This window comes from Paenibacillus massiliensis 2301065 = DSM 16942 (assembly GCF_000377505.1).
Taxonomy (GTDB): Bacteria; Bacillota; Bacilli; order Paenibacillales; family Paenibacillaceae; genus Paenibacillus; species Paenibacillus massiliensis.
This window is the reverse complement of record NZ_KB898186.1, coordinates 55,709-82,538: the sequence shown is the minus strand read 5'-3', so window position 1 is coordinate 82,538 and position 26,830 is coordinate 55,709. Positions and strand designations below refer to the sequence as shown.

Genomic DNA, 26,830 nt, shown 5'->3' with positions numbered 1-26,830 from the left:
GATTTACGACAAACCAAAGGGAGCGCTTTTTATCGCGCTCCTTTGGTTTTTTAATGGCAATGATTATAGAACGAAATCGAAGGACTCCTGCTCGAGTGCCTTATATTATTGCTAAGTGTACAATCTAGGGCAATATCCGTTGAACCATACCTAAGTCGAACAGAGTTATGATTGCGATTTAATGTTTTATCGTATTATTCTTCACATGCACTAAGATTTTACAATGGTAAGCTCAATAATGTATGCCTTATTACACTTTAGGAGGTAATATAATGAGCAAGTACGACGAGGCCATGAAACTGCTGGAAGAACAAGCGGGTAACAAGGATGGTCTGATCTCTCTGTCCACCATCGCACTGGAACCGGGGGCCGATGGCAAATGCCGGCCCGCAGCCCGCATTGTGGATGCCTATTATGAGGACGGCGCGTTCTACACCGTCACCTACGCAACCTCAGGCAAGATGCAGCAAATCGCCCAAAACCCCGAAGTCGCTGTCTGTATCATCGTCGAAAACTTTACAGCCGATGGCATCGGTGAAAACCTGGGCTGGGTGTGTGACGAGAAAAACTCGGAGATGATGACAAAGCTGCGCACAATATTCGCCGCGTGGTATAACGAAGCCAATAATGACGAAGATCCTAACACCTGCCTGCTGCGCATTCGCCTGACAAAGGGCCTGTGGAATGATGCCCACAAAGGGATCAGAAATGAGATTGATTTTGTCAATAAGACTGTCACTACTAACATATAATTTCCGGCAGTGTGACTCCAGTTAAACTCAAGAATTTGCATTGGGGCTCGAACTGCTGTAATATAAAACACCTGATGAACGAATTATGATCCAATTGATTCGTTATACTATCGCGGGGTGGAGCAGCCCGGTAGCTCGTCGGGCTCATAACCCGAAGGCCGCAGGTTCAAATCCTGCCCCCGCAACCAAACCTCTAATATTAGCTTAACACTTATATAAGAATGCCTCTGACCCACGGAAGGAACGTGGATAAGAGGCATTTTTGGGTTAATTTATACATTCCCTATACATTCATGGATACGGTCCTTTTTATTTCCGGTTCGCCTCATGTACTTTCAGCAGCTTACCCTTGACTGTTGTGTCCTTCATCTTACCCAGAACGAGGTGTCCTTTGCCATTGAGAATATCTACGTAGGAAGCGTTATCCTCTATCGTGATAATCCCGATATCATCCGCAGATACCCCATCAATCTTGGCAATCGTACCGACGAAGTCTACTGCTCTGATCTTCTTTTTCTTCCCCCCGTTAAAATATAGCTTCAGAACCTCCTGCTTCGCACGGGAGCTCTGGTCCTTCTTGACTGCTCGACGGTTCTTCAGCTTCGCTTCAAACGCAGGACTGTTACGTGCGATCGCTTCTTTAGTAGGGCCGCTTCTCTTCGGAATCTCGAACCCTATATATCGCTCGACGTTGGCCACGAATTTCTCTTCAGTTGGTGTGGCAAAGGAGATCGCTGTCCCCGATTGTCCAGCTCTTCCCGTTCGCCCAGTTCGATGGACATAGCTCTCGTTCTCTTGCGGAAAATCGTAGTTGATGACATGGCTGATGCTCTCAATGTCGATCCCTCTCGCGGCAACATCTGTCGCGATCAGATAGCGAAAATTGCCTTGTTTGAACGCGTTCATCATCGCCGTGCGATCGTCCTGCTCCATTCCCCCATGAATTCTGCCGCAGGGGTAGCCGTGCTTAAGTAATTCTTTATACACGACTTCAACCCTGATCTGTGTACGGCAAAAGATAATGCAGCTTTCCGGATTCTCAACGATGGTGACATCCCGGAGCAACTTAAGCTTGTTCTCGTCCCTGACCGAATACATCGAATGCTCGATTTGGCTTGTCGTTCTTGCCTCGGTCTTCACCTCGATGTCCAATGGATGATTCATGTACTTATGGCATAAACGCTCCACGTCACTCGGCAACGTCGCCGAGAACAGCATGGTCATCCGCTTCAGGGGCAGTTCACGGATAATCTTCTCCACATGCTCGATGAATCCCATGTTCAGCATCTCATCCGCTTCATCGATCACTAGAAACTTGATCTGCTCCAAGTCAATGGTCTGCTTCTCGATATGATCGATTAACCGCCCTGGCGTGCCCACAATAACGTGATTTCTCTGCTGCAGCTGCACCTTCTGCTTAGCGAAAGGCTGCTTCCCATACACAGCAGTCGCCTTGATTCGTTTATATCTGCCGATATTCATGATGTCCTGCGTAACCTGATCAGCAAGCTCACGGGTTGGCGTCAAGATCAGAGCTTGAGGCCGATTCTCTTCCCATGCCAACAGCTCGCAGATCGGAATGCCATAAGCCGCGGTCTTCCCGCTTCCCGTGTGAGACTTGACGGTCATATCCTTTCTCTCAAGCGCGAAGGGGATCACCTTGCGTTGAACTTCCGTGGGAAGAAGGTACCCCAGGCTGTCTAAAGACCGGGTAATGTCCTCGCCTAATCTATAATCCTTAAAGCCTTGCTCGCTCATAAGTAAACCCCTTTTATTTAAGTAACAACGAATGTCTACGCTCTCGTGTCTAGGATACATTTTATCTATTCCGAACATACCTGTCTATTCTTGCATGCAGGAAGTTCTATTGGCCGCAAACACGGGACATTATTTTAGAGAGAACAGGTCAATCACATGCTTCGGCATCATTTGAACCCCCAGCAGCTTCCGTATATGATTAACCATATGAGGATTTATACAGGCTGAACTTCAGGATGGCGTTGTCATTATTGTGTTCATCTGATCTGGCAGGAGGTTGAGTTACAGTGGCAGTCTTAATTAACGAACAAATTAGAGCGTCCGAGGTCTTGCTTACCGGACTGAATGGTGAGGCAATCGGCATTGTCACCAGAGAGGAAGCGCTGGCTTTGGCCAAGTCCAAAAAAGTCGATCTGGTCTGCACCTCACTGATGAGCAGTCCCCCGCCCTGCAGCCTGATGGCTAAAGGCAAAGCTAAAGCAACGGCACAGAAAGAGTCAGCGACTGCACGCAAAGCAGGTAAAAGTCAGCAAGCTGGCAGTAACGGTAGACAAGAGAAAGTCAAGGAATTGCGCTTCACCGCTCACATCGAACAGCATGATTACGATACGAAGCTGCGGCAAGCGGATAAGCATCTGCGCTCCGGCAAGCCAGTGCAGCTTGTAGTTAGGGCATCAGGTGCGAAGGAGGCAGCAGCAGCCAAGAAAGTGTTGGAGCTTCTATTGAGTGAACTTAAGGAAGTCGGAACTAAGGAAACGGGCATTCAGACTAGTGGAAAAGGCTCTCAGGTGAAGCTCAGACCGCGCTGAATGGTAGGGCTCTCTCTACTGCTATTGAGAAATCAATGTAGTAAAAAGACTCTGAGATTCTATTCTGAACTGACCCCTGTCAAGTAGACAATATTTAAAAAACAACTTAAAGCAACCTGAGTCCGATATTCATACGGGCTTAGGTTGTCTAGTTTTTGTTGAAAACGTTGGTGGTTATAGAAATGGATGTAACGTTGAACAGCATGTTTCACTTCCTCACCTGTTCGAAACGTGTAGCAATTAAAACACCCCGCTTTGAAATAGCTAAATTTGGTCTTGTAGCCTGGAAGTCTCTGTTCATAAGATTGCAAGGTACCGAACCCATTCCACCTTTCACATCTTTAAGAGCTTTTTTAGCAATTCATTTTCTGCTTCAAGCCGTTTGATTTTGGCCTCTGGATCTTCGGGCCTCGTTTGTGGTCTACCCATCCCGTCTTTTAAGTAAAAATCTACAGCTTTCTTCTTGATCGCTATATCATATGTTTTTCTAAATTTCCCAATAAGAAATCCCCCCATAATAGACAGAGTAAGGTGCTTGCTTTTTTCTGTCCACTATGGGGGGATCATATCAATTCGAGGGGTCATTTTCTTTTTCAGGAGGTATGTAACTGAGAATCATCAAAACTAAGCAAGGCATTTTGCGTAGCACGGATGTTCTTTCGTAGTGACAGAGAAATAGCCTACGATTTCAGTTGGGTTTGTCGGATTCTCTCTTGCTAACTGTGAAAGGGATTTTACATTTTGACCATTAATGAAGGCTTCAACTATAATTGTCTCTTTGTCTGCTTGAATCGCCATTTTTAATCCCTACGTTATTTAGATTTATTAATTCCAAACTTCTTCTGCAATTTCCTTAACAAAACGAAGTTTACGCCATTGTTGTGCTTCCGTTAAAATATTGCCTTCTTCTGTAGACGAAAAGCCACATTGTGGGCTCAAACAAAGTTGCTCAAGTGGTACATAGGTTGCCGCCTCTGCAATCCGAGCTTTAATTTGTTCTTTATCCTCTAACTCGCCTGATTTTGATGTGAGTAAACCAAGCACGATTTTCAAATCTTTTCGATTCACATATTTTAATGGCTCGAAACCACCTGAGCGCTCATCATCAAATTCTAAAAATAATCCATCTACGTTTAAGCCTCCAAATATGACTTCAGAAGCGTAATCATAACCACCGGTTGAGAAGTAGTTGGATTTATAGTTACCACGACAAATATGCATAGTCACAACTAAATCTGCCGGTTTACGAGACAAGGATTCATTAATCATCCGCTGCATCGTTTTCAACTCTTCCGCCGGTTCCAAACCTTTAGCACGTAGCTTATCGTGACCAGCTTCTGAGAATAGGTCTGCCCAAGCTGTATCATCTAATTGCAAGTATCGACATCCCGCATCATAGAAGGCTTGAATTGCTTTTTGATACGCCGCAATCGTATCTTGAAGGAATTGCTCTCGGTCCTTATAAATATTGGCGTCATTTTCCAATCGATAAAGAAGCATATTGGGACTTGGAATTGTCTGTTTCGCCACTGCGTCACCTGCATGCTTTTTCAAAAACTCAAAATGCTCAACAAAGGGATGACTCGAGAAATCAACTTTACCAACAACACGAATTCCACCCTTGCGAGTTTTCATATTATGGAATTTCGGTCCGTCTATTTCCTCATACAACTCTACGCCATCCAAGCCGCCCAGAAAATCAAAATGCCACCAGCTTCTGCGGAATTCACCATCAGTAACTGCGAATACGCCATTTTCCTTTTGCTTTTCAATAATTCGAATAATCTCTTTATCTTCCACAGCTCTTAATTCTTCATATGTGATGTTGCCTGATTTATATTGTTCACGTGCCTGACTTAAGTTTGCAGGACGTAGAAAACTACCTACATGATCATTACTAAATGGTATCATAGATGTTTCTCCTTCTAATTTTTAGTCTACTGAGTATAGCATGATCCAAATGAATGTGTGTTATATGAAAAAAGCATCACTTGTCATAGCTTTTAACAATAGCTAAAAAACCTTAAAAACAAAAAAGTAATCATTTCAATCAGTGCTTTGTCATTTAAAGCAGCTTAATCAGCTCTTCCAGCTCATCAACCAGTACTTTTGCAAGTTCAAAATCAGTATCTTTTAAAGCCAATTCTATTTTCATTTCAATCGACTTTTTCTGCTGTTCCGTTGCTAAATAGTCTTTATTAAAATGACTAGTATAAATCATCTGTCTAAATTTCCGCATACTCATTTTTCTAATCGTCTTGTCGTCAATGATTAACACATAGTCCATACCGTTTACAACAGAATAGAAATCGTGAGAAATCATCAGAATCGCACCTTTGTAGTCTTCAATAGCTTTCTCCAGTGCGAGCTGTGAATAGATGTCTAAATGGCTTGTTGGTTCATCGAGAAGAAGTACGTTTGCTTGACTGGCAGACACTTTAGCCAATTGAAGCATGTTTTTTTCTCCACCGGATAAAGATTCGATCTTCTGATTTAGGATTTCTCCTTCAAAGCCGTAGCTTGAAAGATACGATCTAATCTCATCATAAGTTGTAAATCCAGCATCAATGAATTCATCCAGTATGGTGTTCGAATCCTTAAGCGTTTCGCCTTGGTGTTGAGATAAATAAACCACTTTCGCATCAGCATGTATTTCAATGGAATCATGATTATTTTTGAAGATTTCTCGGAGTAACGTCGTTTTGCCAGTACCGTTTGCACCGATAATGGCTACTTTATCTGTAGATTTTATTTCAAAGCTAACATGGTGTAGAAGCAACTCATCAAAGGCAGCACTATAATTATTGACACGTACAACCACGGTGTCTTCCATTTCATGATCTATACCAAAATGAATATTCGGCTGCTTAATATCAACAAACGGCGCTTTAATTCTACGCGCTTCCAATCTTTCTTGAAACTTGACTCTGGCCTTTAACGCTCTACCTCTGGATGCTTCTGAATTATAAGTTGCGATTGCTCTAAGATTATCAATGATCGTATCGTTTCGCTCAATCTCTTCCTGTTCAGCGACTGCAAGCTCCTGCGACTCAATTTTAGTCTGAAGTAAAGAGAAGTTATACTCTATATATCGCCCATCAAACTCTTGGAGCTCCATGTTTTCCAGGTGTATAATTTTGTTGAAGCAATGATTCAATAGATATCGGTTGTGCGTAACAACCAGCAGCATTCCTTTGTGGGAGTTAATGAGTTTTTTCAGCGCATTCAGGTTATCAAAGTCTAAAAATACATCTGGTTCGTCCATAATCATTAAGTCTGGACTACTCAGCATCTCCTTCATCACTTGAATAAGCTTGAATTCTCCACCACTCAGATCGGATACCCTGAGATCTTTTAGCTTCATGAGGTTAGCTAGATTTAGCTTCTTATTCATGTTGCTTTCAAAATCATCACCACCCATGGATTCGAATGCGTCTAAAGCTAATTGATACTTTTCCAGAAGCGAGTCCATATCCGTTGATGTTTCCATTTCCGTACAAATCGATGTTATTTCATCTTGTATCCTAATAAACTCTTCTCCTATATATTCAAAAACGGTTGTTTCCTTCGCGTTGTCTACTTGTGAGAACTGACTGACATACCCGATTCTGCAATTGGGGTCTATCTCTAATTTGCCATCGAACAAATATCTTTCCGGATCGATCAGGATATCGATCAGTGTACTTTTCCCACTGCCGCTTGTTCCTATAAAAGCACAATGCTGTCCCTCTTCAAGCGTAAATGAAATGTCTCTATATAGTTCCTTTTGCGGAAACGAGAAGGATAGGTTATCAACTTTTATCATAGTGTTACCTTTCTTTATAACTAAAATGGTGGCTATTATTGGCGGTATGGCGGAACATAAATTTTGAGTTTACCGTGTCTCAGAGTAACACTGTTTATCACCAAGTTCAATTGGTTTACAGCCTTTACATATCACTTTATCAGGCCGATGAGCATATGCTCCTACGCTGTTATCTCCGAATGGCAGGTTTACCAAATATACACTGTTATCAGGCTGAAGCAGCGACTTCTGATTGGGGTCTCGGTTTTGATGTAGTAAATGCTGCTAAGTCCCTTCGCACCGGTGGACATCTTTATTTGGATTTTGACTTGCATTATAATCCAGCAGTTTCTTTCAGTAGTTTGAAAGAGAGTCGCTAGCTACTATTTGGGCAAAAAAGATATAATTGTACTTTTGGGGATGAAATTCACAAGAAAATTTTTCCTTACTTGTGATACGGTTCTCCGCAGTGGCTGAAGAGGCATGTTTTCACTGAATGAAAAAAGACGATCAGAATCCGGTTAAGCATTATTCCGGCTAAAAGTCGGAACCTCCCATCGAAAAGATGGGAGGTCGACAATTGCGTATATATTCGTTCATTTAGGCCTGCTTGAAAAATACTTTGTCTTCGTTATACTTCGCCTTGCCTTCATTAATGATATACGTTTCATAAATTTCTCTGTGGACAGGATCTTCAACAATACATACTTCGATTTTCGTTACTTCGTCCCTATGCATTCTGATCGGAGATACGGAATCCTCAAAATGTTTTTTTATTCTCGGTCTTAGCTTTCTAGCTTTTCCGACGAACAACAATTCGTCTTTATCGTTGTAGAACATAAAAATCCCACCTAATTCTCTAGTGATCAGGTGAAATTCGGTGAAGCCGTAAATGTTACTTTCTTGAGGATCAACCTTCTTGGTAATGGTGACATTAGGGGTGGGAATGATAATATTGATCATAATAGTTTACTTCCTTTGCCTGTATTAGATTGTATACTGTGCTTGTACTCTGAGCTTACTACATCATATCATTATATCCAACTTCTTATCCCCGTAAAAATTTCACGTCTCAACCAATTTCTGAATCTTTGAGCGGGAAATTAAATATACAGGACCCATTATTTCTATTTTGCCGTCCTTTACACGCATAGCGCTCTCCTGTTCTGCCGCATAAACATCCATTACTTCAGACAAGGGGAACAGGTAGCCTTGAACAAACGTGGCGTAGTCGCGTTTAGAATGAGATTCATAGGCAAAATGATCAAAGCCAATACCATCATAAATAGTACTTGTCTCCACTTCATAGCCAGTGTTATTCAAGCTTAACCATTTTGCAGACATGTTTAAAGCCCCGGCGCTAGCACCCATTATAACGCCATTGCTGTTCTTAATAACATCTGATAATTCATAGTCCTCCAGAAAATCCTTCTGCAAAACAGGATAACCGCCGCATAAAAAAATGACAGAAGCGTTCTGAATGAATCGCTGGGCTTCTTCTTTCTGCATGCGGTAATCAATGAAATGATATTCATTAAAAATAAGGTTAGCCTGATTTAACCATGTCCACTCAGGAATTTCATCAAAATTAATTTGCTCATCCGTATGATCAGACGGGTTAGCGCTAATCATAACAAGCGATTTTCTGTCTTGTATATCCTCATGCAACCATTTAACCAGCTTCTCTGGAAAAAAATCATTAAACCAACTGAAATAGTAGTGAGTACTCAAACTTAATGACCTCCCTCTTAATTAGCCTCTTTAAAGCGGATTAATTGGCCTAACTTTTCCCGTTTACTCATTTTGTCGTTTTACTACTAGCCTAGTTATAGCGAGCATTATGTATTCCTCCAGGCGATATCCCTACTATAGAACACAATGACTGACACCAGAGTGTCAGTCATTGTAGGATAGAAGCATATTTCGCATGTATTGCCGCAGATGCGCCCGTAATTCACGAGGCTCTAGCAGCTCGCACTCCTTGCCGAAGCTTAGAATGAATTTCAGCAGGCCCTCCTCATTAGGAAAAGTATCCGAAACGAGATAGAAGCCATCTTCACCTCGGCTAATCTTCTCTTTCTGAAAATACTCGGTAAGCTGCGCGCCAATTCGCGAGGTGAATCTCAACACAACCTGTATTTCCCGCTGCGAATAGCTGTGCTCAATGACCTCGGCTATTCGCTCTTTCGACAGCTCTCTTTTTGCAAAACCCGGCCCTTGCTCCAATCGCTTGATCCTCACGAGCTTGAATCTGCGGTAGTCCTTTCTGACCCGGCAGAAGCCTATCACATACCAATCGCCGTGGCGAAAGTCAATCCAGCTTGGCTCTACCGTTCGCTCTAGGTATTCCATATCCCTATTGATATAGTCGAACACCAACAGCCTGTTATCGGTGATGGCCTTGCTTATGATCCCGATATACTCTTTAATTTCCTGCTCCATGCTGAAATGGGACATATCCAGAGTCAGTTTATCCTTATTCGACTCCCGCTTATAGGTATGTTCAACCTTTAACATGATGTCATTAAAAGCTGCATTTCTGCCAAACAAGCCGTGTAAATTCTTCATTATAGCTACAAACGTATGAGCTTCATCCTGATTTAAAAAGAGGCTGCTTATATTATAGCTGTCCATAATATAGTACCCTCCGCCCTTGCCGCTGGACGATGCAATCGGTATACCGGCTTCGCCTATTTTTTCGATATCCCGGTAGATCGTCCGTAGTGATACCTCGAAATGCTCGGCAAGCTCCTTGCCTGTTACCGTACCTTTACCGGAGATGATCAGCAGCATGGAGAGTAATCGATCGACTCGCATAACTAATTCAACTCAAAATTGCTTAACAATGCCAATGCCTCTTCATGATCCGGCTCAAGCTCTATTAATTTCCGCAAGTATCCCAGAGCATCTTCGTCTAACTCTAACTCGAAACAACAAATAGCCAGACAATAAAATACGGTCGATACGATCTCACCTTGTTCTTGATCTATTGAGATTTCCAAAAACCGTTTGGCCTCCTCGTACATGTCCGACTCAAACAGTAGTAATCCTGCATCCAGTGCCAAATCATAGCGCTGCTCCATTACGTAGTGCGAGGACCACATAAGCTGTATACCGCTCAAAATATCCTGCTTTTCTCCATCGTCTGCATCCTGCAACAGACTCGAGATTCGCTTCGTACTTTGAATGAAAAATTCAACATCATATCCACCCAAACGCCAAAAACTTAAAATTTGTTGTAGTCCCATGTTATCTAGATTGCGATCTATCCCCATTTTCAAACTGAAAAACTCATCTGGGCCAAAGCGTATAATACTTCGACGATAAGCTAATCTTGTATTGAAATAGTCCAGCGGTGTATCCACATTGAGAATACAGCCCACATTTAAATTTTTATAGTGATGGGGAGGAAATAACGCCATGGCCCCCCTTTGTTCAAAAACATGCTGAATCGCATGGTAGTTGGCCGTTAAAGAAAAACTTCCGTGCAGGATCAACTCTGGCGGTTCTGCAAATTTCCAGTTATCAAGCAGGTGATCCCCCTTGTCTGCCGTTAATAATAGGAATCCTGCTTGAGATAACCGATTCAAACGTTCCAAACAAATGAGTCCAGCGACAGGAAATAAAATATGAGAATCCTCCAGTTGTTCCTGATAGACTGCTATGACATCACGATATGGAAAGGTTTCTTGCTCATACTCGGGCGCCCGCCTATGCTCATAACGCAAAGATATTTGGTTTAATAAATCAGATGGTTTAAGTGAAGCCTGCTGCTCAGGATACTCAACAAAAACATCAGCTTCATAAATTCGACCATCTCCTACATAAATCAACTCTTGAGGAATGCTATCAAAAAAGTAGTTGGCAATAATGATTAAGGGCTGCTTTACATCTGCCTCCCTAATCGTTGTGCCCGATACAACAAGGTTCAGAACCGTATCATGAACAGCATCGAATTGCGCAAAATCAAGTAATCCTTCTTTAATAAAAGATTGAAAAGCAGGATGCTCCCTCCAGGCTAGAACATTGTTTATCGCCAAATCCGTCATAATATAACGGAACGAAGGTAATGTAATCCCAGCATAATCTCTTAGCTGACACAGCTCACTTAACACATGGAATGCAAGACGCCCCGCTCCTGCTCCAAGCTCCACAATCACAACAGGTTCCGAACTATATCCCTTATTCGCCCGATCTTGAAGAAACCCGAATATCATTTCGGCATAGGAAGCAGCGATCATCGGATTACTCGTTATATATTGAGGAACTTGGTCATTGTTCCAAGCTTTTGTTCCTTTATCTTCATAGTACTTCCGCTGAATATTCCATATAGGTGCTTCACTAAAGCGGTAACGTTGTTTGTTTTTATTGGTCATTACGACTTATCCTGCCCTCTGAAAGTTTTGAGATACCTATTATCTTATTTCATTAAAGATCTTTCTTACGAATTTCGTTTGTTAACTTCAATTGCAATGAATTCCGGCAAATAATTGGGAGTACAGCCCTTTGAGACCATTTCATCTTTATAAAGACCCGTTTTCTCACCAAGTTCAATACATCGTGCTCGATACTTTTGATCATAAACACCGATCCACCCTGCAATGAAATTCATCGCCCATTGAACCTCCGGTTCTTCCTGCATAATATTAGCTTCAATTGCTGCTAGTAAGCCTTCGGTGTTGTCAGGCGGTGTTTGTCCAGTCCATCTCAATCGCGCTTGATAATACCAGAAAGTTCGCCTTTGAAGAGCAGAAGGGCTATTGTCCCATGACTCCATCATTGCAATTGTCTTCTTGTCTTTGGTGAGCTGATTAGCCATTAACCAATCCATTAAGTTATTTCGTTCAGTAAATGTGTGAACCTGCATATCCTGATCAAGCCTATTTAGCACATCTTCTGAAAGAAGCTTTTTGTCCATAATCAAGATGGCCAATAGTCTGGGCAAAAACTCTTCGGTTGACCAAAGTTCCATAGCTAATTCGTGATCTTTTTTAATGTCCTTCGCGATTTTTCGTAAGTCCCCTAACTTAGTTGTACTATTGATCTGTGCTAGGATGTTTTCTGCCTTTGAAGAACGTTTCATTTCTGAGCTTTCATTCTTATTCATTGGACACCACAACTCCTTTATTAAAGCACTGTGTCATAATATGTCCTTGGTGCGATATATCAATAACTTAATTTCGTTATAAGTCTTAACGCATACAAATGTACCATATCGGAGTGCTTCATTTCCCCCTACTTATGTACGGTTCACCATGTTAAACTAAAACGAGAATTACCTACTCTATACTAAAGAATGCTACATAACCAGATGTAGGCAGATTATACGCCAAAAATAGGTAGAAAGGGGCGCCATGAATCGTTCTCTGAAGCAACTGATGAAGTCATTATTAGTACCAGCGATCCCCGGTGGAATCATTACTATTCTTATATTTTATTTGGATTACTTCCAATTCGAACTTGTTGACAAATTTCTACTGTTTGCGGCTTTCGTCATTGTACCGCTTGTAATCTTACTTTTGAACTCTGACGAAAAGAATAAACATCAACGAATGCTTTATGCCTCTATTACATGGCTTCAATTTCCCGCAGCGCTTCTTGCCCTAACTTCCGTGATGAGCAGTAAGATGTGGGGATTAGAAAGTACGGCAATACCGGGGATTCTCTCCCTTGGGTGGCTACTGTTCACACTACTACTTGGTATTTATGGATTTATAAATATTGTAATTCACAAGGGAAAATCAGCGGAAATAGCGATTGGCGCGGGACTCGTTTATTTTTTTATCGGGGGCATTTGGTTTACCTTATATCAATATCAATTGAACCTCTTCCAAGCTAATCCTGCAACGCACGCGTTAAGCTCCGTCCACTTTCATTTTTCATCGGCTATCGTTCCGATTTTTATTGGCGCACTAGGACGGATCATGTCGAAGAAAAGCTGGTACCCCTGGGTCGTTGCCATTGATATCATCGGACCCATATTGATTGCTTTTGGTATGATTTTCTCCAAGCCAATAGAGTACATTGGTGTCACTTTGTTCGCCTGTAATATTGTAGTTTACACCACTTATCTCCTAACTTACTTGAGGAGACACTCTTTACGCAATCAGGCAACCTTCTTTTTAGGTCTTTCCTGCTTAGCCTTTTACACGGTTATCGTCCTTTCAATTCTATATCCTTTACTGAGAAGCATGTTTTCCTTAACCATACTCGATTTCATTCCCATTTACGGATCTCTGCATTCATTTGGTTTTGTCTTATGTGGACTGATTGGTTGGGTGCACATGGTAGACTCTATTAAGAAAAAAAACTTGTCTACGAGAACAGATGCGTGATCCACTTGTGTGATTGATTACATACAAAACTAAACGGCCTTCGTCCTGAATTCGATGGGATGAAGGCCGCTTAACGATCTTTATTTTTTGCACTGTTTACTTGACTGGGCAGTTCACTTTATTTTGCAGATGTATCACTTCTCTCCAGCAATAACTCTGTTCTCGCCGTTACTATCACTTGTGGTATGGTTCTCCTTATCACTCTAACTGCGAAAAATAAGGGTTCCAAATTGGAACCCTTATTTTTCCCGTCAACCATGGCCCATTTCATTTATTAGAACTACGTGGGGCGAGAGCCACTCTATCTAAAATTCAAATCGAATAGCCATAATAGCCCTTACCTTTCGCACACATTTTAATATTTAAACCGTCTTCTGCCCCTCATAAGGCTTGCCTTCGGTATTGTAGGTCACACTGAAAACCATATCCGCCAGCCACTTCTTGAAGGACGGATTATCCGTAAATTGCTTGAAAAGTTCCATGTTATCCGACATAACGCCGAGGATTGCCGATTGTAAAGCGCGATCACTTTCCATGCGGGCGTTTTGCTTGTCGGAATTTTTCATGGCGTTCTGGTAGGCTTTATCTTGCGACACCATGCCTGGGATGCGCTGAATCTGAGCCCGAACATTATCTGCATCTTTCCAATCAATGTTGATGTCACGTTCTCAAGGTTTTGTAACGGCTATTCTAAAACCAAGATCATCTATCTTGAAATCGGGCATGCTTTTCCTTCTACTGGTAGAACCACAGTTGTTCTCAACTTCAGCCCAGCTACCTCCGCGGAAGACCCTATAGTTCCCATATCGTTCAGTATCATATAGATCCCAGCACCATTCCCAAACGTTCCCAATCATATCAAAAAGTCCCCATGGATTAGGAAGCAGTTGTCCTACTTGATGAACGGAACCATTGGAGTTTTCTTGATACCATGCAATTTGATCAATTCTTGCATATCGATATCCCGTAGTTCCGGCTTTGCACGCATATTGCCATTCAGCGTCTGACAGTAATCTAAAGCCATTTGCTGTCTTGTTATATATCGTGTTCTCACTTTCATTTGTGAATGTGTAGCATTCCGTCCTTCCAAGCATTCTGGACAATTCATTACAAAAGACAAGCGAATCCATCCACGAAACTTCCGTAATTGGAAGATTATTCACATTCGGTTCTACTTCTTCTTCATACATGACAAAATGATACAACTGCTGGGTTACCGGATACTTCATTACATGGAAAGGTTCGATCGTTTCAGTCCATGTAATAGCTTTTTTATTACTTCCAGGGTCTGATAACGTGTAGTCAGAGCTAAACCATTTATTTGTGTTAATATAATCGCGTAATTCAATGGTCCCCCCCTTTACCGGCACCATCAAATTCATTAAATCCATTAGAAAACGCTCTCTGTCACTTCCGTATTTTTCGATAATCTTATTGACCTCCCTTGCTCATTTATCGCCAGAAAGTTTCATTTATTAATTGTATTATCCTGTTTAATAGCTCTGAAATGTACCCGCAAAAAACTTGCCCCTACTTATGATACGGTTCCCCCCGATTAATCTTCACCGCCCGATACACCTGCTCCACCAGCACCAGCCTCATGAGTTGATGAGGCAGGGTCATGCGCCCAAAGCACAGCTTCTGCTGAGCCCGCCGCAAGACCGCGTCAGCAATACCATGACTCCCTCCGATAACGAACACCACATGGCTCGTACCGTAGGTACCGAGCTTGTCCAGCTCGGAGGCCAGATCCTCAGAGCTCCAGAGCTTACCGTCCAGCGTCAGGGCCACTACATGCGCATCCGGCTTGATCTGGGCGAGGATACGTTCGCCCTCTTTATCCTTTACAATCTGCACTTCGGCATCACTGAGATGGTCAGGAGCCTTCTCATCCGGTACCTCAATGATCTGGAACTTGATATATGGCTTCAGCCGCTTGGCATATTCATTGATGCCATCGACCAGATATTTTTCCTTCAGCTTACCTACTCCAATAATTTCAACCAGCATAGCTTCCTCCTTGAATCCGTTCACGTAAGATACGTATACTATACCGTCTGCTGTCTACCTTGTCCAAGTGTATCCAAGCCTCAAGGCTCCTACTCTAACCGCAGGCCTCATCACACAGCAAAAAGAGCACCAACAGGCGCCCTTTCATACTAGTCTGCGATTGCATACTCCAAGACATTACATACACACATAATCAAATTGCATATCGCGCACTGTAATAAGCCACATAACTCAGCTACGAATTAAATCCTCTATATAAATTGAACCTGTAAAATTGAGAAAGGGAATGAGCAACGGAGGGGATGTTTGGAACTGGAGGAGCAATAGCGACCGCCTTTGTCTCTGGATTTCTACGGCTATAAGCCGTTTACATGAAAGAAATCTGGAGACAACAGCGGCCGGAGGTTCAAACGTTCACCGCAGTTGCACGGGCCCGAACTCTTAACCTTCAGTTCAATCTATATAGCCTACATATATAGCATCGAGAAATGTAGCTCATGCCCCAGCTGCTTCAGATAGTTGTACAGCTGCGAACGGTGGTGGAACACATGAGTCAGCGTCTCGATCTGCCACTGTGCCTGTAGATGACCGTGTTCTGCATAGAACGCCTTGGTCGAACGGTTCAGCAGATCCTCCTCGCTGAGCGACACGATATAATCCTTGTAGCCCTCAAAGTTGCTCCGCAAAATTGTCGCCAATTGCTCAGGATCGTCCTGCCCAGATAGGCGATTCTCCACCTCGCCAACCTCTGCCTCACCCTTTTCCTGCATAATGACCAGATCAGAGGCGGTAATCTGTACGAAATGATGCACTAACTCCTGTAAAGACCTCATATTATCCTGCGGTCGATAGGCCCAATCCTCAGGACGGATACGACGAATCAGCTCCGCTCCTGTACGCACTCCCGTCTCTAGCTCCTGCAGCAAATGATCTCGCATTTGGAAGGTTCCACTCATCTATCATATCTCCTTTGTTATCGATCCTCCAAGGATCGTATTGTACAGCTTGTCCAGCAATCTATACTTGTAGTGTACCCGAATATGGACGGGGCGTATTGTACATAACGGACATTTTTTGCTTATGCTCAGCAGCAGCTACACCGGGGGTGGCCCCGTACCAAGCGCGAAAATGACGAATGAGATGTGCCTGATCGAAGAAGCCATGTGCCACAGCCAGCTCCGCCCAGTCTTGGATATGTCCCTGCTGTATAGAGGCCAGCACCTGTTGGCAGCGCACAACCTCACTGAAGCGCTTAGGGCTAATGCCGATCCACGGCTTGAAGTAACGATGCAGCTGCCGTTCACTGACCGTCTCCTGCGCAGCCAGCTCCTGAATGCTAGTCTGCCCACCACTCGTAAATATACGATGCAGCACATTCTTCATGAGGTCACCTTCAGCCATATGCCCATGCAGAAGTGTACTGCTGATCCAGCTATTCAGGTAAGTGTCCATGAGCCGAGCACGTTCCCGGAAGCTTGTTGTCTCCAGCATCCGTTCACCCAATTCGCGTAGCTCCGTTGCACTTCTTGGCCAGCACTGCTCCAGTGGTATCCGTTGATCCGTGAATTCATCCAGAGATATACCATGGAAGACCCTAGCCCCTCCTGGAAAAAAACGTACCCCGAACGTATAACCTGCTCCTCTATTGCTTGTACTCACCTCTGTAGCAGGCTCTTCATGAAACACAAACGGCTTGGTGTAATTCCCGCAATACGACATGTCCAGCTCTTCCCGGACAGGGTCGTAGGTCAACAGAATATCCGAGCAGCCGTCAGGCAGGACCCTCGCGGATACAACCAAGCCTTCCTGTTGATTTCGTTGGTAAACTTCACCTGGAGCCGATTGCCTTTGCGGACTACCATGAATCCATTCAGCGAACTGCTCGAAATCATTCATAAGCTGCTCATGAGCGCCTGATTCCCAGTAGCAAGCCACATACGGGAGTAGCGAAGCAGAAGGGTGGCATTCAGCATACCCATTGCCCGTGGCCATACCGTTGATCTGTAAGGGGCGGTATAACGAATGCAGCCTGTAATCCATGTGCTCACCCTCCCAAAATCATGATCATACGCCCATAATATGCACCTGGTATCCTAATCCTTTTACTTCCTTTTACTTCTTTTTACTTCTTTCTTAATTCTTTTTATTTCCCTTTATTCTTATAAATTCTTTTGAGTTTTCTTTATCGCTCTTGAATTCTCACTATCGCTCTTGAGTTCTTTTTATCGCTTTTTATCGCTTTTTATCGCTTTTCATCGCTTTTTATCGCTTTTTACCGCTCTTTATCTCTCTTTATCGCTCTTTAAGTTTACTTTCTCTCTTAATAATTTCTTATACTTCTTCTTCATTTCCTTCGCTCTCTTGAGCGCTCTATTTTTCCTTTAACCAATCCGCTTGTCTTCACACTCCGCCATCCACCGCTGCTTCACCAATCCGAACATATGCAGGTCCTCATAGCGCTCGCAAAATAAGGCATACTGCTCCAGTAGCCCCTCCAGCCGAAATCCCATCCGCTGTAGCAAGCGGGCCGAAGCCTCATTATCCGGGTAGACGAGTGCGCTAATTCGATTCAGTCCCATCGGCCCGAAGCCATAGGAGATCGTAGCCTCTACCGCCTCTGTCGCGTAGCCCTGTCCCTGTGCAACCGGCTCCAGCTCATAACCGAGCTCTGCCCGTTGGTAGCCATGCACCCACGAGTGAAAGCCCACAGTCCCGATTAACCGTCGCTCCTGCTTCAATTCAATCCCCCACCGTATGCCCCGTAGCTCAAGGTACAGCAGCCGAAAACGCTCAATCATCTCCTCGGCCTCCATCAGCTCGATCATGGGATGACGTCCGTAATAACGCATGACCTGCTCCGATCCAAATATGCCGAACAAGGGCTCCGCATCCTGCGCCGTGATTGGACGTAGCCGCAGACGAGGTGTCTCCAGCTCCGGGAACTCCCGCCACTCCAGTGCTCCTGCTTCCATTTGCTTCTCCCCCGCTTTTGTGGATTTATCTATAACTTATTATGTATGTTTGAATTATAACATCATGCATACCGAGCAGACCCTCACCTAGGCAGCACCTCAGGTTAGCAACTAAAGTGAGTTGCCTAGCCTGGTACTTTGACCAAATAAGGTTTCGGGTTTTAATGATCTACATAGAACATCGTTAGCGGAAAGCGGGGAAGTCCTAGAGAAACGGAATGTCCGCCTTTAAGCTTGCTGTTCATCTGCTTATCAACTTTGGTCAAAAGAACAGCAAGCTTAACAGTGGTCGACAGGACTCCCCGCTTGGAGTGACTCTACACTCCTATTTGATCTAGTCAAGGCACTAACCAGCCTCTATGGAACAAAAAGAGCGTAATTGCTTACGCTCCTCTTCGTCATTCCACACGTCTGGCTTATATCTTCTTCTATCTATATGAACCGTTCCTCATTCATAGATCTCATCTCGCCTATAACCATCCCAATTCGCCGTTAGCTACGGCCCGTCATACTACCAGATACTCGCCCTTATTCTGACAATGTGCACATTGAACAGGAGGGTCCCAATCGGAGAATTCCGTCTCCTTGAGATCGACCACGTCCGGGGCATCCTCATATTCATCCAGAAAGTCATCCAGTGCCTGCTCCAAGTGTTCTTTACATACGACGTACATATTAGCATCCCTTTCTGTATTCCATACCTCATTTCATAGCAGCACATCATGACAGATATGTGGCAACCATGCCAACCTGCTACCTCTCATTTCTACCATACCTGCCCCAGAAAGAAAAGACCCGGCCCCAATTTGGTGCCGAATCCCAGCTTGCTTCATGACCTTATATGGTCTTATAATGCCCGCAGCCTTTGGCCGTCGAAGACAACACCGTCGTCCTCATCAAGCTCCCGTGACAATAGTGATGTCAACAGATAAGCATATCGTTCAAGCTGTACTGGTGAAGCATGTGTACGGAATGACTCCATGAAGGCTACACATTTCCGGAAGCCAATGGACTCATTATAGCGAATGAATAGCTCTAGCGTATGCAATGTATAATCAATCGCTCTGCCGTAATTCTCATTGTGGAAATAGTACAGCATGAGCAGATTCAGCACAGTCGTGTACTGAGACATCTTGAGCGAAGTATCCATAAGGTCAATCTGATGAAGATGATCCTCGAAGCGGATTAACACAGCATCTACATTATATTCATGCTTGATGGCTGCCTCCAGTATGGTACGGATCACAGGCACCGTCTCTTGAGGATTCGCCTCCATGTACCTGACGTATTGAGGCAGGATGTGCCACTGATTCTGAAGAATATCCAGCGCATACCGATTGCCCTCTGCCAGAATTCTAAGCTCGTCTGCATCCTTCTGGCCCTCAGAGACAAGAGCTACCAGCCACCCCAGATCCTGATAATGTTCAATGCATACTCGTTCCTCCTCGGCACGACCCAGTCGACGTAGAGCCATCCCTTTGATCATCAGGCTATAGCCATAATAGTAGACCAATGATCGCTTCGTACGCGGAAGTGTGCGAGACATGCCCAGATCATACCCTGTACGCAAATCCCCCAGCGTCTCATGCACAGCCTTGAACATCTGATCTGCAATCTCCACGACCTCTTCCCAATTCTTCAAGGAATAGGCCATCATTAGCAGCTTCTCGAATCCATCTAACTCTCTGAGCTCACTTAAGTTCAATCCCATCATGTCTCCATCCACCCTTTCTCCACTACCATCCTAGTCAGCTGCCAGATGAACACCTGTTACCTATAGGATGAATGATAGTTGAGCCAGATCCAGCAGCGAACACAGCGATTCTTGATCCTATGCTTAATAGAGAGATACTTCATGATGCAGCTAGGACGGTGCAGAGCAAATGCTACCTAATCCAGTGAATAGACTTCCCCGGAACATCCCTTGGTTACTTCAACAAACACCATCATCATGTTTCCATTAATTATATTAAGTGAATGTTATAACAAATTTTACCTGTCGTCAAATCCTAACATTGTCACACGCTGTTCACATCCAGAGAGGGAGCTTATTTGAATGCGTATTCCCCAGCGTTTATACTAGACGAAAGCCAATTGATTCATGCTGCTGCACATGTTCTGTCTTGCTGATATAGAAGCCATTCCAGACATTTATAACCATATATTTTAGCACTTTTTCATAATCTGATTAGTACCGCTGGTAGTGCAATATATAGTAGAAATTAGACGGCTCAGACATAGCCCAACAAGTGACTTGCGGGAGATCCCATGCGAGCTTCATAGATTGGACTTATGGACAGTATATAAGCATAGCACTGGCTCACGAAGTGAAGTAGGAGAGTGTAGAATGACCAAAATTAAAGTGGTAACCGATTCAACCGTGGACTTAGACGCAGAGCTGATCCGGGAGTATGGCATCGAGATTATTCCTCTATCGTTCACCATCGACGGAACCGATTACCTGGATGGTGTAGACCTTACACCTGCCCAATTCATCCAACAAATGAAGAAAGCGATTACGCTACCAACCAGCTCACAGCCGGCTGTAGGCCGATTCGTAGAACTGTATGATCGCTTGGGGAGCGAAGGCTATACGGTCTTATCCATTCATATGACCGGCAATATGAGTGGTACTGTCCGAGCGGCGGAGATGGCTGCAGCCATGACTGACACGGATGTTACAGTTGTCGACTCCAGATTCATTTCCCATGCCTTGGGCTTCCAGGTCGTAGAGGCCAGCATGATGGCGCGTCAGGGGATGGCGATTGAGGAGATTATTCAGCGCTTGAACGAGATCCGTCGTAATACCCGCTTGTTCGTCATGGTGGATACACTGGAGAATCTCGTCAAGGGCGGGCGAATTGGTAAGGCCAAGTCCTTAATCGGCACCCTGTTGAAAATTAAACCGATCGCAGCTTTGCGTGAAGGCGAGCTTGTACCTGCCACCAATATGAGAAGTCACATTCAGGTCGTCAAATACCTGACCAAGCAATGGCTGGAGGACACCAAGGGCAGGACAGTCAAAGGCGTAGGCATCGCTCATGCCGAGGGGCTGCGGCTGGCAGAGTCACTGCACCACACCATCGCAGAGGCCAGCGGTTACACGGATACGATCATTAACTACACATCTCCGATTATCAGCACACATACCGGAGCAGGAGCTATTGGCTTTTCATACTACTTTGCATAGAGGTACACATCCTTACACAAGAAAAGAGGTCTATCCGGTCGCCCGGTATAGGCCTCTTCCTGTGTATCCTGATGATTCGTGGTGATACTTGATCATTGCACTTATTCCTCCGGCTTATCGCTCAGCTGAAGTGTCACTTTCTGCTCTTTGCCTGCCCGGTAAAAGGTGACGTCCAGTGAATCACCAATCTTCTTCTCGTTATACAGATATCTGCGCAGTGCCAGCGTAGAGTCAATCGGCTCACCGTCGAAGGCGATGATGACATCATTGAGCTTGAGCCCTGCTTCCTTCGCAGGACCATGCGACTCCAGGACGACAACCCCCTTCTCCACGTGATCCGGCAGCTCCAGCTCCTTACGCTGCTGTTCATCCAGCGGAGCATAAGGATTCTCAAGATCAACGGTGTAGACCCCCAGGTAAGGACGCTCAATCTTGCCATCATCAATCAGATCATCGACCGTGATCATGAGCTCGTTGGCCGGAATAGCGAAGCCCAATCCCTCGACGCCCATATCCGCAATCTTCATCGTGTTCATCCCGATGACACGCCCATTCAGGTCCACCAGCGCTCCACCGCTATTCCCTTCGTTAATAGCTGCATCCGTCTGAATGACGCGCTGCTCCCAATCGTAGACTCCATCCTGATTGATGGAGACCGGAATAATACGGTTCGTATAGCTGATTATACCCGAGGTAAGGGTATCCCCCAGTCCCAGCGGATTACCAATGGCTATGACAGTCTCTCCAAGCCGTAGCCTGTTGGAATCCCCGATCTCGGCTACCGTGCGAATATTTTTATCATCCACCGACAGGACGGCAATATCGGTAATACGATCCTTGCCGATGACCTTCGCCTTCTTGGTCTCACCATCCACGGTGACTACCTCCAGCTGATTGGAGCCCTCCACAACATGATTGTTCGTCATAATGTATGCCTTTCCGCCCTGTAGGCGGAAGATGACACCTGAACCCAGTGCGGACTCCTGCATCGCGAACAGATCACCCTCTGAGCGGTGATTCACAATGCTGACTACCGATGGTCGAATCTTGGCTGCAGCCTGCACAATTCTCTCATACGGATCACCAGACATCAGATTGGAGCTCGAGTGATTTGCTGCTCTGGAGGCTGTACTGCCAGGCACGCCTGTAATGAAGCTAAATAGCAACACAGCCACTACAGCTCCCACTAGACCGCTAATGATGGCCACATACACGGTGGGCAGTGGACGGCGCCTTCTCGTGAATCTGCTTTGTTGCCGTTCCTGTCCTTGGCTCGGAGTGATATCTGTCGTGCGACTCGATACCTTTGTCGAATAGAAATCATCGTCAAACAACCCCATGCTGATCCACTTCCCTTCATTTCACACACCAGAGCCCCGCCTGTTCTCCCACAATTTATGAGCTACATTTATGAGCTACATGTTCTGAACCAAACCAACAACCTACTATATTAATCACCACAAAACAGGTCACCCAAGCGGCCCGTTGTCTATCATTTTTTAGGATAACAGAGTGTATAAGTATTCAGCCAAGCTGAATAATACAATTATTGCGAGAAACATCAGCTAAACACAGGCTGTCTTCTGTGAAAATAAGCCGCCGGACTTTTTTCTTAACATCATCACTATGCTCATAGTCTGCAAGCTCATAAGTGTTCAGACAGAACAGATGTCATTCAGCGGTTATATCAGGCTTATACGTATCAGCATACACGCCGAATTAAGCACTGGGTAGAGGAAAAAAGAGGAGGTATCCATCATGATAGAGCTATCATGACAGAGCTATTAGTTAACTTCTACCCTGCATTCTATTGGAGCCTCGCTATAGCTGCATGTCAAGGGATCAGCACATATGCTTCTCTCGGATTCACTTTGGAGTACATAACCATTCCGTAGGTAGACGCATCCCAGCGCACGACGTCATGAATGATCATATCCTCTGCCGGCATCGGTAGCTCTCCCTGACTAAGAAGCTCCACATAAGCGTGCCGCTCCCGAGAGCGTACATAACAAGCTTTAAGCTCCTCCCCATGGATCACGAACCAGCCATTTCCCTGCTCGGAGGTGAAGCGAACCACCCATGTCTGATCATCAAGCATGACCGGACGAAATAACGAGTATATTACCTGCCCCTCCTCAAGCTTAAGCAGCTCCTGGTAGCGGATGATCGCTCCCGTCGCATCTGCCACCATAAGTCGCACGCGCTCATCCTCATAGGATAGCAGTATCGAATCACCCTGCATGCTGATGCTCAATGGATAGGCTACGAATTCATCTGTCATCAGCTTTCTCGTATGGAGTACCTCGCCTGTCTCGTTCACAATGCTATGCTGCAGTTGTCCTTCCTGCTCATAGAGCAGGTGAATTCCTTCTTCATTTCGAAGGACCAGATCCGTGGAAGGCAATGGTATCTTGTGAATCTTTCGCTTCTGATAGAGCCCCTCACCATTGAACTCCAGACTGCACAGTCTAGGAGGTTTCTTGCTGTTGAACATATCATAGTTATAGAGCAACACGCTGCCAGGCACGGATAAATCTGCATCGACCGGGAATTCTCTACTCGTCACTCGCTTGGTAATGCGTTCACGTCCGTCCAGCGGCAATACGATTTCCTTAGACCCTTCCGACTGCGTGTCTGAGAGAGAGACCCAACGAGTACCGTCGGGCGCAGTAAAGAAGGCTGGCAGTACTCCTTCCTGCTCACGTCGGACCTGCACAAGCTGACCCATCCGGTCGATGGTCACATACTGTACATGGTAAAGTCCATCCGGCGTATACTCGTATATACATAGCTGGACCTCTCTGCTGCTCGGGTCAGATGAACTGCGATGCAGGGATAACTTCGGTACCTCATCGGCTATCGGTCGAATCGTGAACAGCGTGCCAGTAGGAAGCTGCTGCGTATGTAGTGTGAACGGGCTTCCTGCTTCGGCAAGCTCCTTCATTACAAAACCTCCCTTGAATGGGTTACATAGGGTTACATACGATTACATAGAGTTGCGACGTTCTCTTCATCCACGGCTATCCTTTTAATCTTTTTGGGAATAGAATATCGCATAGAAGTAGATATAAGAGGAATGATTTCAACCCATGTGGACTAGAATATAAATAAGACACAAGGACTGGCTAGGATAACTCCATACATACCTGAGCCTATCTTCACAGTTCCTCCTGTCAGCTTGTTATTGTTTTGTTGAATGATGCAGCTCGCACAGCACATGACACAGGGGTGGGGAGGCTACTTCTGAGCAACCCAAGCCTTGTATCCATGAATCTCGAACTGTTGAATACTCCGTAGCTCGCGTATCATTTCGTGTATCTATGTGAAGTACCTGTATTGTAACATACGATAGGTCAAAAGAGCAGAGCTCTTCGAGCAGGACAGACCTTGTTTTTTTCCTGGACAAGCCCTGCCGTTGGAAGAGGATTTTTCAAAAAGGAGGAAGCTGATGAAATCCCATTATTCAGCCATACAAGAGGTGGACATGATCGCCAAGCTAGCCGATCTAAAGGACGATCATTACCGCAATACCCTTGCGCTCAGCACCTTGATCGAGCTGCTTGCCGACAAGGGATTGATTACCCGCGAGGAGCTAGAGCAAAAAGCTGCCGAGCTCGACAGCTTCATGACTCACTCACCTTATCCCACGGTGTAGGTCGGTCATAATACGTATCACGTAGCTGGAATTCCGTGTCCTTATAAAAGCATCCACGGTCCTCCATGGCACTACGGACCGACATTTTTGCCAGATCCATCATATTGTGATCCAGGCTCAAGTGAGCCAGGTATGTGCGCTTGGTAACTCCGGTTAACAGCTCACTCAGGATTGCTCCGGCCATCTCATTGGACAAATGCCCGATATCACTAAGAATTCGACGCTTGATATTCCATGGATAGCGGCCCATCCGCAGCATATTCACATCATGATTCGCTTCCAGCACCATCACATCTGCGTCTGAGATGGCCTCCTTCACCTTATCGCTCACATAGCCGAGATCGGTCGCCACGCTCAGCTTTGACTCCCCGTCATAGAAGTTATATCCGACGGGTTCGGCCGCATCATGCGAGATCGCGAAGGATTCGACACGCAAGGAGCCGAACTCACGCGTAGCTCCAGTCTCCAGCATGACACGCTGAATATCCTCAAGTGTGCCTACATGCTTGCTCATCGCCGCCCAAGTCTTCTCATTAGCATAGATGGGAAGCTTGTACTTGCGGGCAATCGCCCCCAAACCCTTAATATGATCTGAATGCTCATGGGTCACCAGAATGCCGTTCAGATCTTCACCGGTTAGCTCCCGCTCCTTCAGCAGCTCCTCAATACGCTTCGCACTGAGTCCTGCATCAATCATTAGCGCAGTATCCTCATTCTTAATGACGGTGGCATTGCCTGTCGATCCACTCGACAGGACCGTAAATGACATGCCCATGTAACTATAACCCCTCCGTTTGTTCTGTCTTCGGACTAATGACATCCCCGTTCATCTGAACGTAATAGACCTTGCCGTCTTCCAGCGTGAAGCGCCATACGGGTGCCGCCACCTGGTTGTCCGAATTAAATACACTACCATAATAGCCAAGCTTAATATCCTTGACTGTTGCACCAGCTGGCAGAAAATTATCAATTAACCTTCCCAAGGCCTTTGAGGCCGGAAGCACCTTCTCTGCTTCTCCCGAGGACTGCATCTCTACGGGAGTCTGACGATAGGCTCGTATCTTCTGATTGCTATAATACAGCTCCAGATTCACATTGAACAGAGGATAGCGGTTCTCCACGAGTGGATGAAGCACGAATACGCCGTACTGCACATCCAATTCCAGCTCTGCCAATGGATCATATTCGTAATCGCGAATATCCTGAATCTCATCCTCTAGCTCCTGAATCAGCTCTGGGCGGTTGAACATGAGTCGGCTATCGACAGGCGTTGCCAGCTCTGTACGTTTGCCCGCCTCTCCATTCAGATACGTATAGGACAGCTTGGACAGCTCGGGGGTATCACCAGGAATGGGCGCCAGTACCTGGATGCTCTTCTGCTCCATCAGCTGCTGTGTGCCTATATCCAGTGAAGTGAAATCCAGATTCGGACCGACCGTCTCCCGCGCATCATTCCATAGCTGATTGGCTAATACCAGATTCAGCAGGAAAAAGGTGAAGATCAATACATTCTTGGCGCGGCTCCAATCCATTCCCGTTACCTCCCTTTCCAGTCCTTCGTGTGT

26 protein-coding genes and 1 tRNA gene are annotated in these 26,830 nt (G+C 45.1%); 6 read left to right on the top strand and 21 right to left on the bottom strand.

Translation table 11 applies throughout. From position 1 onward, the window contains the following. The first annotated feature begins 272 nt into the window (after positions 1-272). A complete protein-coding gene (locus D328_RS0104345) occupies positions 273-752 on the top strand; it encodes a pyridoxamine 5'-phosphate oxidase family protein (protein ID WP_018883735.1) in 480 nt (159 codons plus the stop codon). A gap of 111 nt (positions 753-863) precedes the next feature. Further along, positions 864-940, top strand: a tRNA-Met gene (locus D328_RS0104340). A 121-nt stretch (positions 941-1,061) separates the two neighbouring features. Here D328_RS0104340 and D328_RS0104335 read toward each other — a convergent pair. Continuing rightward, positions 1,062-2,510, bottom strand: coding sequence for a DEAD/DEAH box helicase (locus tag D328_RS0104335; RefSeq protein WP_018883734.1), 1,449 nt, complete (start codon positions 2,508-2,510; stop codon positions 1,062-1,064). A 287-nt stretch (positions 2,511-2,797) separates the two neighbouring features. Between D328_RS0104335 and infC the strand changes: the two genes are divergently transcribed. Beyond that, entirely contained in the window at positions 2,798-3,319 is a 522-nt protein-coding gene (infC, locus tag D328_RS0104330) for a translation initiation factor IF-3 (RefSeq protein WP_018883733.1), read from the top strand. Between the two features lie 59 nt (positions 3,320-3,378). Here the strand turns inward: infC and D328_RS31865 are convergent, their stop codons facing one another. From D328_RS31865 to D328_RS0104290, 8 genes are all read right to left on the bottom strand, one after another. Next, on the bottom strand, positions 3,379-3,630 hold the full coding sequence (locus tag D328_RS31865; protein ID WP_081625219.1) for an IS3 family transposase: 252 nt from the start codon (positions 3,628-3,630) through the stop codon (positions 3,379-3,381). Between the two features lie 514 nt (positions 3,631-4,144). Continuing rightward, positions 4,145-5,230: a 5-methyltetrahydropteroyltriglutamate--homocysteine S-methyltransferase gene (locus D328_RS0104320; RefSeq protein WP_018883731.1), complete on the bottom strand. Its 1,086-nt coding sequence runs from the start codon at positions 5,228-5,230 to the stop codon at positions 4,145-4,147. Positions 5,231-5,384: 154 nt separating this feature from the next. Continuing rightward, positions 5,385-7,124 (bottom strand): ABC-F family ATP-binding cassette domain-containing protein, encoded by a 1,740-nt coding sequence (locus D328_RS0104315; protein ID WP_018883730.1) that lies wholly within the window; start codon positions 7,122-7,124, stop codon positions 5,385-5,387. 579 nt (positions 7,125-7,703) lie between these two features. Next, positions 7,704-8,066: a nucleotide excision repair endonuclease gene (locus tag D328_RS0104310; RefSeq protein WP_018883729.1), complete on the bottom strand. Its 363-nt coding sequence runs from the start codon at positions 8,064-8,066 to the stop codon at positions 7,704-7,706. Positions 8,067-8,168: 102 nt separating this feature from the next. Beyond that, positions 8,169-8,834: a type 1 glutamine amidotransferase family protein gene (locus tag D328_RS0104305; RefSeq protein ID WP_018883728.1), complete on the bottom strand. Its 666-nt coding sequence runs from the start codon at positions 8,832-8,834 to the stop codon at positions 8,169-8,171. A 165-nt stretch (positions 8,835-8,999) separates the two neighbouring features. Then, entirely contained in the window at positions 9,000-9,920 is a 921-nt protein-coding gene (locus D328_RS0104300; protein ID WP_018883727.1) for a helix-turn-helix transcriptional regulator, read from the bottom strand. Positions 9,921-9,922: 2 nt separating this feature from the next. Continuing rightward, positions 9,923-11,479, bottom strand: a complete 1,557-nt coding sequence (locus D328_RS0104295) for an SAM-dependent methyltransferase (protein ID WP_018883726.1) — start codon at positions 11,477-11,479, stop codon at positions 9,923-9,925. Between the two features lie 65 nt (positions 11,480-11,544). Then, the gene (locus D328_RS0104290) at positions 11,545-12,210 is read right to left on the bottom strand and encodes a DNA alkylation repair protein (RefSeq protein ID WP_018883725.1); all 666 of its coding nucleotides are present in this window, start codon (positions 12,208-12,210) and stop codon (positions 11,545-11,547) included. A gap of 247 nt (positions 12,211-12,457) precedes the next feature. Between D328_RS0104290 and D328_RS0104285 the strand changes: the two genes are divergently transcribed. Beyond that, positions 12,458-13,438, top strand: a complete 981-nt coding sequence (locus D328_RS0104285; RefSeq protein ID WP_018883724.1) for a YndJ family transporter — start codon at positions 12,458-12,460, stop codon at positions 13,436-13,438. Between the two features lie 362 nt (positions 13,439-13,800). On the opposite strand, the gene D328_RS0104280 is transcribed toward D328_RS0104285, so the two are convergent. The 8 genes from D328_RS0104280 to D328_RS0104245 form a co-directional block, all read right to left on the bottom strand. Then, on the bottom strand, positions 13,801-14,037 hold the full coding sequence (locus D328_RS0104280) for a hypothetical protein (protein ID WP_018883723.1): 237 nt from the start codon (positions 14,035-14,037) through the stop codon (positions 13,801-13,803). 69 nt (positions 14,038-14,106) lie between these two features. Continuing rightward, entirely contained in the window at positions 14,107-14,829 is a 723-nt protein-coding gene (locus D328_RS0104275) for a formylglycine-generating enzyme family protein (protein ID WP_018883722.1), read from the bottom strand. A gap of 139 nt (positions 14,830-14,968) precedes the next feature. After that, complete coding sequence (gene rlmH, locus D328_RS0104270) at positions 14,969-15,448, bottom strand: 23S rRNA (pseudouridine(1915)-N(3))-methyltransferase RlmH (RefSeq protein WP_018883721.1); 480 nt, start codon at positions 15,446-15,448, stop codon at positions 14,969-14,971. Positions 15,449-15,915: 467 nt separating this feature from the next. Beyond that, on the bottom strand, positions 15,916-16,404 hold the full coding sequence (locus tag D328_RS0104265; protein WP_018883720.1) for a DinB family protein: 489 nt from the start codon (positions 16,402-16,404) through the stop codon (positions 15,916-15,918). Between the two features lie 61 nt (positions 16,405-16,465). Further along, positions 16,466-17,488 (bottom strand): AraC family transcriptional regulator, encoded by a 1,023-nt coding sequence (locus tag D328_RS0104260; protein WP_018883719.1) that lies wholly within the window; start codon positions 17,486-17,488, stop codon positions 16,466-16,468. 341 nt (positions 17,489-17,829) lie between these two features. Continuing rightward, positions 17,830-18,420 carry a GNAT family N-acetyltransferase gene (locus D328_RS0104255; protein WP_018883718.1) on the bottom strand — a complete coding sequence of 197 codons (591 nt, stop codon included), beginning with the start codon at positions 18,418-18,420 and terminating at the stop codon, positions 17,830-17,832. 506 nt (positions 18,421-18,926) lie between these two features. After that, complete coding sequence (locus D328_RS30575) at positions 18,927-19,094, bottom strand: CxxH/CxxC protein (RefSeq protein ID WP_018883717.1); 168 nt, start codon at positions 19,092-19,094, stop codon at positions 18,927-18,929. A 173-nt stretch (positions 19,095-19,267) separates the two neighbouring features. After that, positions 19,268-20,134 (bottom strand): hypothetical protein, encoded by an 867-nt coding sequence (locus tag D328_RS0104245; protein ID WP_018883716.1) that lies wholly within the window; start codon positions 20,132-20,134, stop codon positions 19,268-19,270. Positions 20,135-20,767: 633 nt separating this feature from the next. Between D328_RS0104245 and D328_RS0104240 the strand changes: the two genes are divergently transcribed. After that, positions 20,768-21,610 carry a DegV family protein gene (locus D328_RS0104240; protein ID WP_018883715.1) on the top strand — a complete coding sequence of 281 codons (843 nt, stop codon included), beginning with the start codon at positions 20,768-20,770 and terminating at the stop codon, positions 21,608-21,610. A gap of 101 nt (positions 21,611-21,711) precedes the next feature. Here D328_RS0104240 and D328_RS0104235 read toward each other — a convergent pair whose 3' ends face one another. Beyond that, the gene (locus D328_RS0104235) at positions 21,712-22,950 is read right to left on the bottom strand and encodes a S1C family serine protease (protein ID WP_018883714.1); all 1,239 of its coding nucleotides are present in this window, start codon (positions 22,948-22,950) and stop codon (positions 21,712-21,714) included. Between the two features lie 494 nt (positions 22,951-23,444). Further along, positions 23,445-24,554, bottom strand: a complete 1,110-nt coding sequence (locus D328_RS0104230) for a hypothetical protein (protein WP_018883713.1) — start codon at positions 24,552-24,554, stop codon at positions 23,445-23,447. Between the two features lie 504 nt (positions 24,555-25,058). On the opposite strand from D328_RS0104230, the gene D328_RS0104225 reads away from it, so the two are divergent. Continuing rightward, the gene (locus D328_RS0104225; protein WP_018883712.1) at positions 25,059-25,265 is read left to right on the top strand and encodes a hypothetical protein; all 207 of its coding nucleotides are present in this window, start codon (positions 25,059-25,061) and stop codon (positions 25,263-25,265) included. On the opposite strand, the gene D328_RS0104220 is transcribed toward D328_RS0104225, so the two are convergent. Further along, entirely contained in the window at positions 25,234-26,040 is an 807-nt protein-coding gene (locus tag D328_RS0104220) for an MBL fold metallo-hydrolase (protein WP_018883711.1), read from the bottom strand. The genes D328_RS0104225 and D328_RS0104220 overlap by 32 nt on opposite strands. A 4-nt stretch (positions 26,041-26,044) precedes the next feature. Beyond that, on the bottom strand, positions 26,045-26,797 hold the full coding sequence (gene yycI, locus D328_RS0104215; protein ID WP_018883710.1) for a two-component system regulatory protein YycI: 753 nt from the start codon (positions 26,795-26,797) through the stop codon (positions 26,045-26,047). Positions 26,798-26,830 lie beyond the last annotated feature (33 nt).